15 protein-coding genes are annotated in these 17,653 nt (G+C 62.6%); all 15 read left to right on the top strand.

Going from position 1 to position 17,653, the window contains the following annotated elements; all coding sequences use genetic code 11:
• The first annotated feature begins 351 nt into the window (after positions 1-351).
• The 15 genes from galU (at position 352) to CIC07_RS19685 (ending at position 17,525) form a co-directional block, all read left to right on the top strand.
• Entirely contained in the window at positions 352-1,266 is a 915-nt protein-coding gene (galU, locus tag CIC07_RS19755; protein ID WP_076353618.1) for a UTP--glucose-1-phosphate uridylyltransferase GalU, read from the top strand.
• A gap of 44 nt (positions 1,267-1,310) precedes the next feature.
• Positions 1,311-2,210 carry a glycosyltransferase family 2 protein gene (locus CIC07_RS19750; RefSeq protein ID WP_076353620.1) on the top strand — a complete coding sequence of 300 codons (900 nt, stop codon included), beginning with the start codon at positions 1,311-1,313 and terminating at the stop codon, positions 2,208-2,210.
• 78 nt (positions 2,211-2,288) lie between these two features.
• Entirely contained in the window at positions 2,289-3,698 is a 1,410-nt protein-coding gene (locus CIC07_RS19745; protein ID WP_307721816.1) for an oligosaccharide flippase family protein, read from the top strand.
• The gene (locus CIC07_RS19740) at positions 3,695-4,654 is read left to right on the top strand and encodes a polysaccharide pyruvyl transferase family protein (RefSeq protein WP_076353622.1); all 960 of its coding nucleotides are present in this window, start codon (positions 3,695-3,697) and stop codon (positions 4,652-4,654) included. The genes CIC07_RS19745 and CIC07_RS19740 overlap by 4 nt, the downstream gene beginning before the upstream one ends.
• Positions 4,655-4,701: 47 nt before the next feature.
• Positions 4,702-5,373 carry a sugar transferase gene (locus CIC07_RS19735; RefSeq protein ID WP_076353624.1) on the top strand — a complete coding sequence of 224 codons (672 nt, stop codon included), beginning with the start codon at positions 4,702-4,704 and terminating at the stop codon, positions 5,371-5,373.
• A gap of 26 nt (positions 5,374-5,399) precedes the next feature.
• Positions 5,400-6,338 (top strand): GDP-L-fucose synthase family protein, encoded by a 939-nt coding sequence (locus CIC07_RS19730; protein ID WP_076353626.1) that lies wholly within the window; start codon positions 5,400-5,402, stop codon positions 6,336-6,338.
• Positions 6,339-6,542: 204 nt separating this feature from the next.
• Complete coding sequence (gene gmd / locus CIC07_RS19725) at positions 6,543-7,538, top strand: GDP-mannose 4,6-dehydratase (protein ID WP_076353628.1); 996 nt, start codon at positions 6,543-6,545, stop codon at positions 7,536-7,538.
• Positions 7,539-7,546: 8 nt separating this feature from the next.
• Entirely contained in the window at positions 7,547-8,944 is a 1,398-nt protein-coding gene (locus CIC07_RS19720) for a hypothetical protein (protein ID WP_076353630.1), read from the top strand.
• Positions 8,941-10,089 carry a glycosyltransferase family 4 protein gene (locus tag CIC07_RS19715; protein WP_076353632.1) on the top strand — a complete coding sequence of 383 codons (1,149 nt, stop codon included), beginning with the start codon at positions 8,941-8,943 and terminating at the stop codon, positions 10,087-10,089. The genes CIC07_RS19720 and CIC07_RS19715 overlap by 4 nt, the downstream gene beginning before the upstream one ends.
• Before the next feature lie 16 nt (positions 10,090-10,105).
• Positions 10,106-11,326 (top strand): glycosyltransferase, encoded by a 1,221-nt coding sequence (locus tag CIC07_RS19710; protein ID WP_076353634.1) that lies wholly within the window; start codon positions 10,106-10,108, stop codon positions 11,324-11,326.
• Positions 11,323-11,964 (top strand): WcaF family extracellular polysaccharide biosynthesis acetyltransferase, encoded by a 642-nt coding sequence (locus CIC07_RS19705; protein WP_083687862.1) that lies wholly within the window; start codon positions 11,323-11,325, stop codon positions 11,962-11,964. The genes CIC07_RS19710 and CIC07_RS19705 overlap by 4 nt, the downstream gene beginning before the upstream one ends.
• A gap of 68 nt (positions 11,965-12,032) precedes the next feature.
• On the top strand, positions 12,033-13,391 hold the full coding sequence (locus CIC07_RS19700) for a glycosyltransferase family 4 protein (RefSeq protein WP_076353636.1): 1,359 nt from the start codon (positions 12,033-12,035) through the stop codon (positions 13,389-13,391).
• 106 nt (positions 13,392-13,497) lie between these two features.
• The gene (locus CIC07_RS19695; RefSeq protein WP_076353638.1) at positions 13,498-14,868 is read left to right on the top strand and encodes a sugar phosphate nucleotidyltransferase; all 1,371 of its coding nucleotides are present in this window, start codon (positions 13,498-13,500) and stop codon (positions 14,866-14,868) included.
• Between the two features lie 69 nt (positions 14,869-14,937).
• A complete protein-coding gene (locus CIC07_RS19690) occupies positions 14,938-16,149 on the top strand; it encodes a glycosyltransferase family protein (protein WP_076353640.1) in 1,212 nt (403 codons plus the stop codon).
• Positions 16,150-16,181: 32 nt separating this feature from the next.
• Positions 16,182-17,525: a UDP-glucose dehydrogenase family protein gene (locus tag CIC07_RS19685; RefSeq protein WP_076353642.1), complete on the top strand. Its 1,344-nt coding sequence runs from the start codon at positions 16,182-16,184 to the stop codon at positions 17,523-17,525.
• Positions 17,526-17,653 lie beyond the last annotated feature (128 nt).

Below are 17,653 nucleotides of genomic sequence, written 5' to 3'. Positions count from 1 at the left end.
AGTGTCGCGAGCAAATCAGGCTTTTCAAGCGAGGAATTGAGCTGTTAGCGGAGGAACGACGTTTAGGTTTTTGTGAGAGCTGATAGCGGAAGGGACGGAATCGTTCTGGAGAAGCGAGAGCGTTCGCCTTTGAAGACCGGATTCCCCCAAAGGGAATAAATTCAAGGAATCGGGGCTTCAACAGCGATCGGAAGAATGATCCGTACCTGCAGCGATTTTGCTGGAACAATGAAGATCCGTACCTGCAGCGATTTTGCTGGAACAATGAAGATCTGTACCTGCAGCGGGGTTTGCCGAAAAGGAAGAGTATTCAAGCAAATGAAACCATTCCATATAGATAGGGTGAGCGTCATGCAAAAAGTGAGAAAAGCGATCATTCCCGCCGCCGGCTTAGGAACGCGATTTTTGCCGGCAACCAAAGCGATGCCGAAGGAAATGCTCCCGATCGTAGACAAGCCGACGATCCAGTACATCGTCGAGGAGGCGATCGAGTCCGGCATCGAGGACATTATCGTCGTCACCGGCAAGGGCAAGCGGGCGATCGAGGACCACTTCGACATCGCGTTCGAATTGGAGCATACGCTCCAGGAGAAAGGCAAGCTGGACATTCTGGAGAAGGTCCGCCGCTCATCCAACGTAGAGATCCACTATATCCGCCAAAAAGAAGCGAAAGGTCTTGGCCATGCGGTCTGGTGCGCCCGCAACTTCATCGGCGACGAGCCGTTCGCGGTTCTGCTCGGGGACGACATCGTGCAATCGGATGTGCCTTGCACGCGGCAGCTGATCGAGCAGTATGAACAGACCGGCAAGTCGGTCATCGGGGTCCAGACCGTAGGCGTCGAGCAGACGCATCGCTACGGCATCGTCGATCCGATCGGCAATCTGGATCACCCGCTCAGCAGGCTGCACGGCGTCAACCGGTTCGTGGAAAAGCCGGCACCGGGAGAAGCGCCTTCCAACCTGGCGATCATGGGCCGGTATGTGCTGACGCCGGAAATTTTCGAATTCCTCGGCAGGCATGAGACGGGAGCGGGAGGAGAGATCCAGCTCACGGACGCGATCCAGCGGCTCAACGAGCATCAGGGCGTGCACGCCTACGATTTCGAAGGAATCCGTTATGATGTCGGCGAGAAGCTGGGGTTCATTCTTACGACGCTGGAGTTCGCAATTCGCAACCCTGAGCTTCGCCATCCTCTGCTGACCGAGATGGGCGAGATGCTGGAGCGGGAGCTCGGCAGGGGGCTGCTGGCGGCACGCGGCGAATAGGCTGCCCGGGAGCTGGAGGACCATACGGAAACGGAGTTGGAAGCATGAAGGTAACGGTTGCAATCTGTACGCATAACCGCGCCGAAGACACAAAGGAAGCGGTCTGGAGCGTGCTCCGGCAGCAGTTCGATTTCTCGCAGTACGAGGTGCTCGTCGTGGACAACAAATCGACGGACGGCACCTGGGAGACGATGCTGGAGCTGCAGCGCACGGCTGGCGTCGGACCGGAGCGGGTGCGCTGCGTGCGGGAGGAGACGCTCGGCTTGTCGGCGGCGAGGAACCGGGCCATCAGGGAAGCGAGAGGCCGATACATCCTCTTCCTGGACGACGACGCCGTGGCGAAGCCGGGCTGGATGGGAGCGATCGTCGACGTGTTCGAGCGGGATGCCGGCATCGGATGCGTAGGCGGCAAGATCGACCCGGTATGGGAAGGCGGCGAGCCGGAGTGGCTGCCGGATATGTTCAAGACACTGTACACGGTGCTTGATTACGCGCCGGGCGTCACGGAGATGGAAGCTCCGCGGATTCCATTCGGGGCGAACGTCGCTTTCCGGGCGGACGTATTCAAGCGCCATGCCCCGTTCCGCGAGGATCTCGGCCGTGTCGGCAGCAATCTGCTGTCGAGCGAGGAGAGCGAGCTCATCGACCGGATCCGGGCGACGCATAAAGTGTGCTACACCCCGCATGCCGTCGTCGACCATAAAATCGCCAAAAGCCGCATCAGCCGCAAATGGTTTCTGCGCCGGGTATATTGGCAGGGCATAAGCGATGCCGCCCGCAAGCAGCGCGGCCCCGGATATCTCCTCAAGCAGGCGGTGAAGGTGCCGGTATCGGCACTGCTGCTGCCGTTCGCCTTGGCTGATCGCCGCAAAGCGATCGTCCAGCTGCGCCGCATCCAGTACAGCAATGGCTATATCGCCGGCTGCCTCGGATTGTACAAGTAATCGGAAAGGCTTTCTCTTTTTTTACCCTGGAGGTCGCGTTATGAATAATAAAATGAAAAAAATGAGAGGCGTCGATCTGTGAGCGCGGGCATCGCCGAGGAGGCTTCCGTCCCGAACGGAAGGCTGGCCAAGGCGCTGCGCCAGCTGAGAGGCAACGGAATGGCGGCGACGATCGCCAGGACGAGCGGCACGAACATGCTGATCATGCTGCTCGGCACGCTGACCTCGATCCTGACCGCCCGGATGTTCGGGGTGACGGGGAAAGGGGAGCTGGCCGCCATCCTGTTCTGGCCCGCCTTTCTGGCGGGACTGACCGGTTTCGGCTTGCCGACGGCGCTGATCTATCAGGTCAAGCGGGGCGCATCGATGGCGGGCAGCCTGGCGGTCAGCCTGGCGGTGCTCCTGCCGGCGAGCCTCCTTACCGGAGCGGTCGCCTGGATCGGCCTTCCCCATTGGATGGACGGATACAGTCCGGAAGCAGTCGCTTCCGCCAGGCTGTACACGGTGATCGCCGTGCCGATGGCGCTGGCCGTCAATCTGATCGCCGCCGCGGCGCAAAGCGCGGGCCGCTTCCAGGTGTACAACGGCATTCGGCTGTATGTGCCGCTGCTCAATCTGGCCGGGCTGGCCGTCCTGTGGGCGGCAGGCAGGCTGACGGTGCCTTCGGCCGTCATCGTCTATCTCGTCACGACGGCGGCCGTCATCGCGCTGGCTGCGATGGGCATGCGCCGCGAATTCGCCGCGATGAGCTGGAGACAGGCGTGGAACCGGAAAGTCGCCGCTCCGCTGCTGTCGTACGGCAGCCGGGTGTTCGGCACGGACCTGCTCGGCACGCTGTACGGCCAATTCGACAAGCTCATCATCCTCTCGCTGCTCACGCCCCGGGATTTCGGGCTGTACTCGGTCGTATACGCCCTCTCCCGGATGTTCAACGTCGTGCAGACGGCGATTACGAGCGTTGTGTTTCCCAAAGTAACGGGCGAGGGCCGGGAAGCGGTCATCTCCACCGTCAGCCGGGCGTTCCGGCTGTCGATGCTGCTGATGCTGGCAGCAGTCGTGCCCGCGATGCTGATCGGAAGCAGGCTGATCGGGCTTGTATTCGGCCCTGTATTCCTGGAAGCGAGCGGAACGTTCTATCTGCTGTCGATCGAATGCATCATCGGCGGGGGATCGTGGATTCTCGCCTCGGCTTTCAATGCGATGGGGCGTCCCGGGATGGTGCTGATCCGCCAGATCATCGCTCTTGCGGCAACGGTGGCGCTGTTCTTCGTCCTGACGCCGCTGATGGGGCTTGAGGGACTTGCGCTGGCGCTGCTCTGCGGAGCGCTGATCCGCATGGCGGTGTCCATCGCCTCGATGCGGCTGCTGTTCGGCGTTCCTCTGCGCCGCATCCTGTACGACCGCGAGGACTTCCGGTTCCTCCTGAACCGGATCCAGTCAAGAAGAATGGCGGCTGCGGCCGCCGGAGGAGGAACGAGAAAGGCATGAACAAGCTTGAATCCTATTCGATGGAGCAGCTGAAGGAGCGCCTCTCGCTTATTACGAGAAGCATTCCAAAAGGCTCTGAAATCATCTATATCGACTATCCCGTGCACAGCAACGGCGGGGACATCCTCATCATGAAGGGCACCGAGGCGTTCTTCAAGGCTTACGGCATCCGCGTCCGCGCCCGCTACAGCGTGCTGGACTTCCCGGACGGGCTCAAGGTTCCGCCGAGCTGCATCCTCGTGCTGCACGGAGGAGGCAACTTCGGGGATCTCTATACGAAGCATCAGCTGCTGCGGGAAAAGATCGTGGAGCAGTACCCGGGACATCGGATCGTCATGCTGCCGCAGACGATCTTCTACAAGAGCGAGCTGAACTTCGGCCGGACCGCGGCCGTGTTCAACCGGCACCGGGACCTGCATCTGTACGTGCGGGACACGCTCAGCTACGAGATGGCCCGCAAGAAGTTCAAAAACATCAAGGTGTTCATGTCCCCGGACATGGCCCACCAGCTGTATCCGATCGCCTCATCCTCGCCTCTGGCGGGCGAGACGCTGTTCTTTCTCCGGAACGACATCGAGAAGACGCCTCATCAGGAGCGGCTTGAGCGGTCGGGAGGAGCAAGCAGCGCGGCCAAAGACTGGACAAGCCTCTATACGGCGGCAGAGCGCAAGGCGCTTGTCGTCATGATGAAGCTCTATCGGCTTCCTGGAGCGCGGGGGCCGCTGCAGCGGATCTGGTACCGGTACTCCCAGTTCCTCGTGAACAAGGCGATCCGCGAATTCGGCGCCTACGGCAGCATAGTCACTTCAAGGCTGCACGGCCATATTCTCGCCTGCCTGATGGACAAGCCGAGCGTCCTGCTCGACAATTCCTACGGCAAAAATACGAGCTATTACAATGCCTGGACGAATCGGGTGCCTGGAGCCGAGCTGTCGGCGGAAACCCTGGCCAACTAGAAGCGTCTTCGGCAGCCTTAATCCAAATGAGCGGAGGATGATTTCACTTGGCATTTCACGACAGAAGCGAGGAAGCGGTCGGCGGGGGCTGTCCGGCGCAAGCGCGGCAGCTGGCGATCTACGAGCAGCTTAAGCGGTCGGTCGACATCGGCTGCTCGCTGGCCGGCCTGCTGCTGCTGAGCCCGGTATTCGTCCTGATCGGGCTGCTGATCAAACTGGAGGATCCCCGCGGCACGGTGTTCTTCTACCAGACCCGCGTCGGCAAGGACGGCAAGCCGTTCCGCATGTACAAGTTCCGCTCCATGGTATCGAATGCGGAAGAGAAGCTGAAGGAGCTGATGGCGCAGAACGAGGTGCAGGGGGCGATGTTCAAGATGAAGAACGATCCCCGCGTCACCCGCGTCGGCCGCTTCATCCGCAAGACGAGCATCGACGAGCTTCCCCAGCTGGTGAACGTGCTGCTCGGGAACATGTCCCTCGTCGGCCCAAGGCCGCCGCTGCCGCGCGAGGTGGCGGAATACACGCCGTATGACCGGCAGCGCCTGGACGTCACGCCCGGCTGCACCGGCTTGTGGCAGGTCAGCGGACGCAGCAGCCTGAGCTTCGAGCAGATGGTGGAGCTGGACCTGCGCTATGTGCGGGAACGCTCTCTCGGCATGGATTTCCGGATTCTGCTGCGGACGGTGAAGGTGCTGGCGGGCAGCAAGGACGCTTTCTAAACAACCCCTACTGGAGGAGAACGGATATGGACAAGCAAGCAGCGATATACGTAGCGGGCCATCGCGGCCTGGCGGGATCCGCCATCTGGCGGGCGCTGGAAGCGAAGGGCTACCGCAATCTGATCGGCCGCACGAGCCGCGAGCTCGATCTCCGCGATCCGATTCAAGTGGAAGCCTTCTTCGGCAGCCAGGCGATCGAGTATGTGTTTCTCGCCGCTGCCAAGGTCGGCGGCATCGTCGCCAACAACGATTTTTGCGGGGACTTCATCCGCGACAACCTGATGATCCAGACGAATGTCATCGAGGCTTCGCGCCGGCATGGCATCAAGAAGCTGCTGTTCCTCGGCTCGACCTGCATCTATCCGAAGCTGGCGCCTCAGCCGCTTCAGGAGGACAGCCTGCTGCGCGGCGATCTGGAGCCGACGAACGAGGCTTACGCGATCGCCAAGATCGCCGGCATCAAGATGTGCCAGGCGTACAACCGCCAGTACGGCACGAAATTCATTTCCGCGATGCCGACCAATCTGTACGGGCCGAACGACAACTTCGACCTCGAAACGTCGCATGTGCTCCCGGCCTTGCTGCGCAAAATCCATGAGGCGAAGGAGACGGGCTCTGCGGAGGTGGAGATCTGGGGAACGGGTACGCCGCGCCGGGAATTCCTCCATTCGGACGATCTCGCCGACGCCTGCATCTTCCTGATGGAGAATTACGAAGGCGACGACATCGTGAACGTCGGCGTCGGGGACGACATCAGCATCCGCGAGCTGGCGGAGATGATCGCTTCGGTCGTCGGTTTTGAAGGCCGGCTGGCATTCAATTCCTCGCGGCCGGACGGGACGCCGCGCAAGCTGGTCGACACGGGCCGCATCAACCGCCTCGGCTGGAGGGCGGGAACGCCGCTGCCGGAAGGCATCCGCAAGGTCTATGCCGCTTACCGCCAAGCGGAGCCGGCGCTGGGCTGACCGCCGAGGCGCCCAGCCGCACGGCCCGCCGCGGACTCGGGAGCCTGGCGTCCAGGAAGTCTGATTCAACATCGGGAGTGGAAGCAGCATCACCGCCGCACAGAAGCGCGAGAGAAGCGCATGGCGGTGCGAACAGGCATGAACCGTACTGTCGCCGTCCGGAATGGACGGCTCAATCTAACAACCTATTGGGGGATGCGGAAGATGAAGAGAGCGCTAATTACAGGAGTAACCGGTCAAGACGGATCGTACCTGGCGGAGTTCCTGCTGTCCAAGGGCTACAAGGTGTACGGCATGCGCCGCCGCACGAGCACGCCCAATTACGAGAACGTGGAGCGGATCAAGAACAGCATCACGTGGCTGTCGGGCGACTTGACGGATCTGGCTTCGCTGATCGAAGCGGTGCGGGCTTCCGATCCCGACGAGGTGTACAACCTGGCGGCGCAATCGTTCGTGGCCGCATCGTGGCCGCAGCCCCTTGCGACGGCCCATCTGACCGCGATCGCTGTGACGAACATGCTGGAGGCGGTCCGCATCGTGAAGCCGTCGGCCCGGTTCTACCAGGCGTCCAGCAGCGAGATGTTCGGGAAGGTCGTCGAGACGCCGCAGAAGGAGACGACGCCGTTCTATCCGCGCAGCCCATATGGGGTGGCCAAGGTGTACGGCCACTGGATCACCGTGAACTACCGCGAAAGCTTCGGCATGTTCGCCTGCTCCGGGATTCTCTTCAACCACGAGTCGCCGCGCCGCGGCGTGGAGTTCGTCACCCGCAAAGTGTCGGACGGCGTTGCCCGCATCAAGCTGGGCCTGGCGGCCGAGCTGCGGATGGGCAACCTGGATTCGCTCCGCGACTGGGGCTTTGCCGGCGACTACGTCAAGGCGATGTGGCTGATGCTGCAGCAGGACGAGCCGGATGATTTCGTCATCTCTACCGGCGAGATGCACTCGGTGCGGGAGCTGCTGGAAGTCGCCTTCTCCCATGTCGGCCTGGACTACCGGGACTATGTCGTCATCGATCCCGAATTCGAGCGTCCGGCAGAAGTCGACCTGCTGCTCGGCGACTGCACGAAGGCGAAGGAGAAGCTCGGCTGGGAGCTGGAGGTCGGCTTCAAGCAGCTCATCACCATGATGGTGGATGAGGACCTCAAGCGGGTCGGCCTGGAGAACGCGTACCTTCATGCCATGAGCGTGAACGCTTAGGGGCTGCCATGAAGACGAGGCAACCGGCGGCCGCCGGTTCCGGCGCCGTCCTGGAAGGCGGGGTTCCGGAGCCGGCGGAACGCAAGTGGATGGAGAGGGGCATCCTGCTGTACCTGATTTTCGCTGCGATGGCTTATCTGCCCGAGGCGCTGAACGACATTCTGAACGCCAGAATCTCCTACGCCAAATTCTCCATCAACGAGCCGCTGTTCGGATTGAACATCCGGTACTTCAAGGACGTCATTCTGGTCCTGATGACCGCTGCGTTCTTCGCCCTGGATGCCCGGAAGGGAGAGCGTTATCGGCTTGCCAAATGGTATTTGCCTGTACTGCTGCTGCTCGCTTACGGCACTTGCGTTCTCGTCTTCCGGGAGGCCGGCCTCAATGTGTACCAGGTCGCTGCGGGAGGGAGGTCGCTGCTGCTGATCGTGTTTTGCTTGAAGGCAGCGGCTTACGCGGGCCGTCCCGCATTCGTGCGCAGGCTATGCCGCTGCGTTGCATGGCTGCTCGTCATCGAGTTCGCGGTTCTTGTCGCCCAGTATGTATTGTTCACGGGAAGGTTCGGCGTCGTTAATCCGTTCTCCCTGCGTCTGATCGGAACCTTCGGCGGCATATCGATCTCGGGTTATATGGCGCTTGGCAGCTCCATTCTCCTCTATTCCGCGAGGGGACAGCTCGACAGAACCATGCTTCGCCTGTCTCCGCTGCTGCAGCTGCTCTGCCTGGGCATCGCCGGCATTTCGGGAACGCGCTCGGCCATTATCGGCTGCTTCCTCATCCTGTTTTTCCTGCTGGTGGAGAAAGCGTTCGGCGGCCGCAAGCTTCCGGGAAAAAGCCTGCTTATGCCGGCTGTCGTCTGCTTCTCCATGCTGGTGCTCATGGCGGGCATACAGGCCGCGACGCTGATGGCGGACCGCGGCAGTATCGTGGAGGCTCAGGTCAAGGGAGGCAGAATCGACATGGTCACGGGCTTTTTCACAGACAACCCGCTTTCCGTCGTGCTGTTCGGAGACGGCATCGGCTACGGCACCAACAGCGGCGTTAACCTCAACAAGCAGCTTGACGTGGATCTGGAGCACAAAATCATGGATGGAACGATCAACTCCATTCTGACCCAGTACGGCTTGTTCGTCCTGTGCATGCTGGCTGCCGCTGCGATCGCGGCAGCGCCAGCCGTGCTCCGCAGGCTGAAAGGCCAATCGATGCAGCTGTATGTGCTTCTCGTCGTCAATGTCGTGTTGTGCATTTCGACCAACATCCTGGAGCAGTTCGTGTATTTGTTCCTGCTCGCCCTGTCGGCGGCCGTATTGGCCCGCCGGAATCAACAAGCCGCCGCGAAAGAGGAGCCGTCCTCCGGGACGGAAAGCCTGCTCTCCAGCGGACGGATGAAGGAGAGTCTTACATGAAGCCGCTTGTGCTGCTGTCCGACGCATACGGGGGACATGGCGGCATCGCCAAGTTCAACCGGGATCTGCTGACCTCGCTCAGCTCGTATCCGGGACTGAGGGAGGCGACCGCGATTCCGCGGCTGATGCCGTTCCCGCCGGAGCCGATTCCGTCCAACCTGAGCTACGTCACGGACGGGCTCGGAGGAAAGGGGCGTTATCTGAGCGCCGTGCTGCGCTCCGTCCTTGGCCGGGCGCGGAAGAGCGATCTCATCGTATGCGGCCATATCAATCTGCTGCCGTTCGCCGTCCTGGCCAAAAAGCTGACGGGCGCCAAGCTCGCCCTTGTCATTCATGGGATCGACGCATGGGATCCCGTTACCCGCAAGGGAACAAGCTATTCGCTGCGCCAGGTCGATGCGGTCATTGCGGTGAGCAAGCTGACGCTGGATCGCTTCCAAGGCTGGGCAGGCCTGGAGAGCGTACCCTCGTTCGTGCTTCCGAACTCCTTCGAGCCGGGGCTGTTCGTGCCTGGACCGGCCCCGGAGGGGCTTCTCGGCCGATACGGACTGCAACGGTCCGATCGCATCTTGATGACGCTCGGGCGGCTCGCAGGCGAGCAGCGCCGCAAGGGCTTCGACGAAGTGCTTGAGGCGATGCCTTCCCTGCTGCGCGACGAGCCCTCGCTGAAATATCTCATCGTGGGAGACGGCGCCGACCGCGGCCGGCTGGAGCAGAAGGCGGCCAGCCTCGGCCTGGAGGAAGCCGTCGTGTTCACAGGCATGATCAAGGAGGAAGAAAAGGCGGATCACTACCGCCTGGCCGACGGCTTTGCAATGCCAAGCCACGGCGAAGGCTTCGGCATCGTGCTGCTGGAGGCGATGGCCTGCGGCATTCCCGTGCTGGCGAGCAAGGCCGACGGCAGCAGCGAGGCGCTCATGCGGGGCAAGCTGGGCATCCTGGTGGATCCTTCGGTTCCATCCGAAGTGGAGCTGGGCATCCGGCGGCTGCTGAGCAAGCCAAAGGGCGAGGTTCCGGAGGAGCTCGGTTACTTCTCGTTCGGCAATTACACCGCCCGGCTCCACGATATCCTGGACCGGCTGGGCAAGCCTGCGATTCCACGCCAAGGCCGGAATACGGGAAGGCTGTCGGGCTCCATTCATTGAAAAGGGGGAAGCAAAGATGAAAATCCTGCATGTCATCGCAAATCTGGCCCCCCGTTACGGAGGGCCGGCCAAGGCCGGGCTGGAGATGGCCGCTGTGCTGGCGGCCAAAGGACATGAAGTGACGATCTTCACCACCAACCAGGACGGCGACGGCGTCCTTGACGTGCCCGTGGATACGCCGGTCGTTAAAAACGGGGTGACGATACGCTATTTCCCGGTCATCCAGCCAAAATTCTGGAGAACCTCACCGGCGATGGCGCTTGCGTTGAACAAGGAAATTCCGAAGTTCGACATCGTCCATATCCATTCGCTGTACCTGTTCCACGGCATGGCCGCAGGGCATTTCGCCCGCAAGCACGGCGTGCCTTACATCGTGCGGCCGCACGGCACGCTCGATCCGGTCATGTATGCCAGGCACCGCGGCCGCAAGCGGATCATGGAGACGCTGTTCGAGAACCGCAACATCAGACTCGCCGACGCCCTCCACTACACGACGGAGGAGGAGCTGGTGCTTGCCAAGCCTTATGTCCATGGCAGCTCCGGCTTCGTCGTTCCGAACGGCGTCAACACCTCCGAATACGCGGACCTTCCGATGAAGGGATCCTTCCGCCGCGGCTACCGCCTGCTCGACGGCAAGAGGATGCTTCTGTTCTTCAGCCGCATCAACTTCAAGAAGGGTCTCGACATCCTGGTCGAAGCCTTCCGCGAAATCCATCGTCGCCATCCGGATACGGTGCTTGTGGTGACAGGCCCGGACGACGAGAACTATGGCCAGAAGGTCAAGGAATGGCTGGCCAAGGCGGACTTAAGCGACTTCGTCATCTTCACGGGGATGCTGACCGGCAGGGACAAGCTTGCCGTGCTCCGGGATGCGGATGTCTTCATCCTCCCTTCTTATACGGAGAATTTCGGCATCGCGGTTGTAGAGGCGATGGCCTGCGAAGTGCCGGTCGTCATCTCGGACAAGGTCAACATTTGGCGCGAGGTCGTGCAGGAAGGCGCCGGACGCGCCGTTCCATGCGATCCGGGGAAGGTAGCGGAGGCGGTATCGGAAATTTTGAGCCATCCGGAGCTTGGAGCCGAAATGGGCCGTCAGGGCAAGCAGCTCGTGGAGAAATATTACGAGTGGAGCCAGGTTGGCGCGCAATTGGAGCAGGAATACCGGCAGCTGATCGGCAAGAGCGGACGGCAACAGGCAGAACGCTCTGCCGGCGCCGCTCTGGAGATGACGAGATGAACCGCATCCGCCTGGATCGGTACAACCAGGACGGGTACTCCCGGGGCCGCAGCGGTCCCGTCGTGCTGCTCTGGTGGCTCGTGCAGGGAAGCCTGTTCCGCTATTCGCTGCATCCGATGTACGGCTGGAGAAGGTTCCTGCTCCGCCTGTTCGGAGCCCGCATCGGCAGCGGCGTCCAGATCCGCTCCACGGCCCGCTTCACCTATCCGTGGAAGATCAGCATCGGAGACTGCTCCTGGGTCGGCGACGACGCCGAGTTCTACAGCCTCGATGAAATCAAGGTCGGCAGCCACTGCGTCGTCTCGCAGCGCAGCTATCTGTGCACCGGCTCGCATGACATCGGGGATACGAGCTTCGGCCTCATCACCAAGCCGGTCGTCATCCGCGACGGAGCCTGGATCGCCAGCGACGTCTTCGTCTATCCCGGCGTCACGGTCGGCACGATGGCGGTCGCCGCGGCCCGCAGCACCGTAACCCGGAGCATTCCGGACGGAGAGGTGCATGCCGGCACGCCGGCCGCATTCGTGAAGCGCCGATTCGCGGAGGAAGCTGCGGACAACGCTGGGGGCAGCGCGGCCGTCGCCGACAGCGGGCTGCCGCCGAGACATAGCGGTCATGCGGGCAGAAGCGCCGGATAGCCGGACAGAGGGAACAGGGAGTCCGGCCGCAGCGCCGGCCAGCCCGCAAGAAAGGAGGCCTGGAGAAAGTGAGCAAGCCGCGCATCGTTTTCGTCATCAATTACTTTTATCCCGACTATGCCTCGACCGGCCAGCTGCTGACGGAGCTGTGCCTGCATCTGCAGCATGACTTCGACATTACGGTCATCGCGCAGCAGCCGGGCTACGCCGGCGAGAAGAAGGACGCCAAGGCGGCCCGCTTCGCCGAGGACCGGCTGGAGAACATCACCATCCTGCGGATCCGCCTGCCGGAGGTGGACAAGCGCAGCAAGGCAAGCCGCCTCAAGTACATCGCCTCCTATTTCTTCCATGCGGTACGGCTGCTGCTGCGCCAGCGCAAGGTCGACTTCATCTATACGATCTCGCAGCCTCCCGTTCTGGGCGGGCTGATCGGCACTATCGGCAAGCTGGTCAAGCGGGCCAAGCATATCTACAACATCCAGGACTTCAATCCCGAGCAGGCGCAGGCGGTCGGCTTCATGAACCATCCGCTGATCCACCGGACCGCGCTGGAGCTCGACAAGCTGAACTGCCGCCTGTCGGATCACATCATTACGGTCGGACAGGACATGAAGGAGACGCTGGAGCGCCGGTTTGCCGGACGCCGGGTGCCGGCGCATACCGTCATCAACAACTGGACGGACGAGCAGGACATCGTACCTCTGCGGCGGGACGATCCCGGCGTGGCCGCATTCCTGCGGGAGCACGGACTGGAGGACAAATTCGTCGTCATGTACTCCGGCAACCTGGGCCTCTACTACGACCTTGAGAATCTGATCCGCATCGCGCCGCAATTCCGGCAGATGTCGGACCTGATGTTCGTGTTCATCGGAGAGGGAGCGGTCAAGCCGCTCATGGAGCAGTTCGTCGCGGAGCATGGGCTCGACAACGTGCTCTTCCTCCCTTATCAGCCGAAGGACAGGCTCCGCTACTCGCTGAACGCGGCCGACGTGCATCTGGTCGTCAATCAGAAGGGCATCAAGGGCGTGTCCGTTCCGAGCAAGATCTACGGCGTCATGGCTGCGGGAAAAGCAGTCATGGGCGTCCTGGAGGAAGGCAGCGAAGCCCATCGCCTGATTATGGAAAGCGGGTGCGGCAGCTCGTCGGAGCCGCAGCGTTACGGAGATGCGGCGCGCCAGCTCACGGAGCTGTACGCGATGGGACGCGGGGAGCTGTCGAGGCGAGGGCTCGCCGGAAGAGCTTACCTCGAGCGCCATCTGCGGCGCAGCCTCTCGCTGGAGAAGTACCGGCAGCTGCTGCTCTCGCTGTATGGCAGCGGCGGACGGCGCGGGCGCCGGGTCCGCGTCGCTCCGGCCCCGCTCGCCGAGCTGCGGCGGACGACGGCCGAGAGCGGAGCGGCGAGCCGGGCGGAGCCGGCGGGACGCTGAGATCCGGCCGCGGGCAAGCGGCTTCAAGCCGGCAGCAAGAGCATGCACCGACAGGCGCAAGTCATTCAGCGGCATGGCCGCAACAGGAGAAAGGTGGAGGATTACGATGAAGCTCGTTCTTTTGTCCGGAGGCTCCGGCAAGCGGCTGTGGCCGCTTTCCAACGATCTGAGATCCAAGCAGTTCCTGAAGGTTCTGGAAGATGAGGAGGGCTCGCGAGTTTCCATGGTCCAGCGCGTATGGGGGCAGATCGAGGCGGCCGGCTTCGGCGGCTCCGGTTATATCGCCACCGGCAGCAGCCAGACGGAGCTCATCCGCAGCCAGCTCGGACCGGATGTGCCGATGATCGTCGAGCCGGCCCGCAGGGACACGTTCCCCGCGATCGCTCTCGCGGCCGCATACCTGTTCTCCGTCGAGGGAGTAGGCCTGGACGAGACGGTAGCGGTTCTGCCGGTCGATCCTTATGTCGAGGAGAGGTTCTTCGAGACGGTGGCCAGCCTGGACGGCGTGCTCAGGAACACAGGCGCGGACCTCGCTCTGATCGGGGTGAAGCCGAGCTATCCGTCCGAGAAATACGGCTACATCGTGCCGGAGCAGCCGGCTTCGCCGGGAGACGAATCGTTCCGCGTGGGCGGCTTCCGCGAGAAGCCATCCGTAGAAGCGGCGGCCGGCCTCATGGAGCAGGGTGCCCTCTGGAACTGCGGCGTCTTCGCATTCCGGCTGGACTATATGCTCGCCATCATGGAATCCAAGGGCATTCCGCTCGTCTACGACCAGCTCGCCCAGGAATACTCCAGCCTCGAGAGCATCAGCTTCGATTATGAGGTCGTGGAGCGGGCGCGCAACATCGCGGCGGTCGCCTACGACGGCTACTGGAAGGATCTCGGCACCTGGAACACGCTGACCGAGGAGATGCGGGATCCCAAGATGGGGCGCGGCATCGTCAGCGGAGACTGCGTGAATACGCATCTGATCAATGAAACGGACATTCCCGTCACCGTGCTCGGCCTCTCGAACATCGTCGTCGCCGCCAGCCCGGACGGCATTCTCGTCACCGAAAAAGGAGCCAGCACGAGGCTGAAGGAATTCATCGGCCACGATCAGCGGCCCATGTACGAGGAACGCCGCTGGGGCTGGGTCCGGGTTCTCGACGACAGCCTGTATGCAGACGGAACCTGCGTGCTGACCAAGCGCGTCGGCATCGGCAGCAGCCAGAGCATCGGGTACCGGCTGCATCAGCATCGGGAGGAAGTATGGACGATCGTCAAGGGCGAGGGAGAGTTCATCTGCAACGGCACCTACATGCAGGTGAAGGCAGGGAATGTGCTGCATATCCCGATGAAGACGCTGCATGGCATCCGCGCCACGAGCGATCTCGAATTCATCTCGGTCCAGACCGGCCGCCATGAGCAGGAGAACTACATCATGGAGCTGTACAGCAGCTGGGAGGAAATCCAGCAGAACTGCATGAGAGCGTAGTTCGGCGAGGCCGCCGGAAGGAAGCACCTCCGGCCGGCCAGCCGGCAGAGGCCGGAAGGAGGATGCGGCATGGCCGTGAAGATCGCCTATTACATTTCGGATTACGGATACGGTCATGCCGCCCGCAGCATCGCGGTGATCAGGGCGATGCTGCGGCAAGCCTCGGAGCATGGCCTGCCGCTGAATCTCCATCTGGTCAGCGGCCGCGCGCTTCCTTTTCTGGAGCAGTCGCTCCAGGCGGAGTTCGAAGCGGCGGGCTGCCGCGGACATCGACTTCAGCTGCGCTACATGGACTCGGGTCCGGGCTACTCCCTGAGGCAGGGCACCTGGCAGGCGGATATCGGGCTGCTGCGGCAGGCCTACATCGCGTATGCCGGCAAAATGCCCCCCCAGATCCGGAAAGAAGCCGCATGGCTGGGAGGAGCGGGCATCCGGCTGGTCGTCTCGGATATCGTCCCCGAGGCGTTCCCCGCCGCCGCCAAGGCCGGCATTCCCTCCGCAGGCATTTCTAATTTCACCTGGTACACCGCCTATCAGGACATGCTGCCTGCGGAGCTGCTGGCTCCTCTTGCCAAAGCATACCTCGACATGGACCGGTTCATCGCCCTTCCCGGAGCGCGCGAGCCGGCGTGGGCCGCAGAGCCGAGCATCCATGCCGGATTCTTCTCCCGGGAGGCGGGAGCCGCCGAGACGGCCCAGCTGAGGAAGCGCCTGGATCCGGGCGGCGAGCGTAAGCTGGTCTGCTTGTTCCCGGGCAGGGACACGGGCAAGGTCGATCTGCTGCAAAGCCTGCCGCTGCTGAGCGACCGGAGATGGCTGCCCATCGTGTCTTCGACGATGGAGCTGCCCGAAGGCTCGGGGCCGGTCGTGCGGATTCCGGCCGAGGCGACGGAATCCCAGCTCTATGTCGCCGCGAGCGACTTGGTGCTGACCAAGCCGGGATGGGGCACCGTGGCGGAAGCGGTCGCCTTCGGCAAGCCGCTGGTGCTGCTGGAGAGGCCGCTGTTCCGCGAAGACCGCTGCACGATGGAGGCGCTGGCCGGGCTTCACCCCCATCTGGCGATGAGCGAGGATCAGCTCATGCGGCCGGATCTCGGCGGCCGGCTGCTGCATTGGCTGGAGGCGGCCGCCTTCTCCGGCCCGCCTGCCGCGGCAGGCCGTCCGGACGAGGCGGGGCTCATCGCGGCCCGCCTGCTGGGCTGGGCTTTGACGGGAGCCGTCCAAGAAGAAGGGAGATCCGTCCAGGCTCCTTTCGGGGAGATGATCGAATCGCAACGCTGAACGCCAAATTTCGCATAACGGGAGTGGAAGCCATGAAGATTACGGTAGTAGGGACAGGATATGTCGGGCTGGTGTCGGGGGTCTGCTATGCGGAGCTCGGGCATTCCGTCATTTGCGTGGACAAGGATCCTCTGAAAATCGCCACTTTGCAAAACGGAGATATTCCCATCTATGAGCCGGGGCTTCAGGAGCTGTCCGTCCGCAACGCGGAGCTTGGCCGGCTGAGCTTCACCTCCAGCCTGGATGCGGGAGTCAAAGGCGCCGACCTCATCGTCATCGCTGTCGGAACGCCGCCGCTGCCGGGAGGCGAAGCGAACCTCGCCTACATCGAGCTGGCTGCCAAGGAGATCGCCGACGCGATGGAAGGCTACCCCGTCGTGGCCATCAAAAGCACAGTGCCCGTCGGGACGAATGAAAAGGTTCGGGACCTGATCCGCAGCCGCACCGAATGCCCGTTCGACAGCGTCTCGCTGCCGGAGTTCCTGCGCGAGGGCTCCGCCGTTCCGGATACGATGCATCCGGACCGGATCGTCGTCGGTACGGATTCCCCGCGTGCGGAAGCTCTGCTGCGGGAGCTGCACGGCGGACTCGGGGGCGCTTTTGTCGTGACGGACATCCGCAGCGCCGAAATGATCAAGTACGCCTCCAATGCGTTTCTGGCGACCAAGATCTCCTTCATCAACGAGATTGCGAACATCTGCGAGAAAGTCGGAGCGGATGTGACGAGAGTCGCCGAAGGCATGGGCTACGACAAGCGGATCGGCTCCTCGTTCCTGAAGGCGGGAATCGGCTACGGAGGCTCCTGCTTCCCCAAGGACACGCAGGCGCTGATCCAGATCGCAGGGCATTTCGACTACGAGTTCAAGCTGCTGCGTTCCGTCGTCGAGGTGAACCAGGACCAGCGCTTCAATATCGTGCGCAAGCTCGAAGCGATCTTCGGCGACCTGGAAGGACGGACGATCGCGGTATGGGGGCTTGCGTTCAAGCCTGAAACCGATGACGTGAGGGAAGCTCCTGCCCAGGAAATCATCGGGGAGCTGCTGGATCGGGGAGTCCAGGTCCGGGCCTACGATCCCATCGCGATGGACAACTTCCGCAGCCACTTCGGCGGCGGAGCGGGAAGGGTGGAGTGGTGCTCCGGCGCGCTGGAAGCCGCCGCTGGAGCCGATGCGGTCTGCCTGCTCACGGAATGGGAGGAGTTCGTCTCCATCGACCTTGCCGAGCTTCGCGCGATGCTCCGCCAGCCGGTGCTGATCGACGGCCGCAATGCTTTCCGCGAGCAGGATCTCGCAGGCACGGACTTCGTGTACTACTCGGTCGGACGCCCCGGCATGACCCGCGGCGTGAAGGACCCGGTTCCCGAGCTGAGCTACTGATCTCTTCAAGCCCGCCCAGGCAAGCCCGGGCGGGCGAAGCTGCGGGACGGACCGGTAGGCGGCATAGCCATCCTTTCCGGGCGCTCTCCGCTGCCACCCGTACGTATCGTCCAACGGAGAACAAGCGA

The sequence above is a fragment of the Paenibacillus sp. RUD330 genome (assembly GCF_002243345.2).
Classification (GTDB): domain Bacteria; phylum Bacillota; class Bacilli; order Paenibacillales; family Paenibacillaceae; genus Paenibacillus_O.
The sequence above is the reverse complement of the archived record's forward strand: the minus strand, read 5'-3'. Positions and strand labels throughout refer to the sequence as shown.

Bases quoted from the DNA above. Each gene is read 5' to 3' on its own strand.
- CIC07_RS19710 (WP_076353634.1), top strand. From the start codon at position 10,106: ATGAAAATCCTGCATGTCATCGCAAATCTGGCCCCCCGTTACGGAGGG.
- CIC07_RS19685 (WP_076353642.1), top strand. From the start codon at position 16,182: ATGAAGATTACGGTAGTAGGGACAGGATATGTCGGGCTGGTGTCGGGG.
- CIC07_RS19750 (WP_076353620.1), top strand. From the start codon at position 1,311: ATGAAGGTAACGGTTGCAATCTGTACGCATAACCGCGCCGAAGACACA.
- CIC07_RS19705 (WP_083687862.1), top strand. From the start codon at position 11,323: ATGAACCGCATCCGCCTGGATCGGTACAACCAGGACGGGTACTCCCGG.
- CIC07_RS19740 (WP_076353622.1), top strand. From the start codon at position 3,695: ATGAACAAGCTTGAATCCTATTCGATGGAGCAGCTGAAGGAGCGCCTC.
- galU (WP_076353618.1), top strand. From the start codon at position 352: ATGCAAAAAGTGAGAAAAGCGATCATTCCCGCCGCCGGCTTAGGAACG.
- CIC07_RS19720 (WP_076353630.1), top strand. From the start codon at position 7,547: ATGAAGACGAGGCAACCGGCGGCCGCCGGTTCCGGCGCCGTCCTGGAA.
- CIC07_RS19730 (WP_076353626.1), top strand. From the start codon at position 5,400: ATGGACAAGCAAGCAGCGATATACGTAGCGGGCCATCGCGGCCTGGCG.
- CIC07_RS19695 (WP_076353638.1), top strand. From the start codon at position 13,498: ATGAAGCTCGTTCTTTTGTCCGGAGGCTCCGGCAAGCGGCTGTGGCCG.
- CIC07_RS19690 (WP_076353640.1), top strand. From the start codon at position 14,938: ATGGCCGTGAAGATCGCCTATTACATTTCGGATTACGGATACGGTCAT.
- gmd (WP_076353628.1), top strand. From the start codon at position 6,543: ATGAAGAGAGCGCTAATTACAGGAGTAACCGGTCAAGACGGATCGTAC.
- CIC07_RS19715 (WP_076353632.1), top strand. From the start codon at position 8,941: ATGAAGCCGCTTGTGCTGCTGTCCGACGCATACGGGGGACATGGCGGC.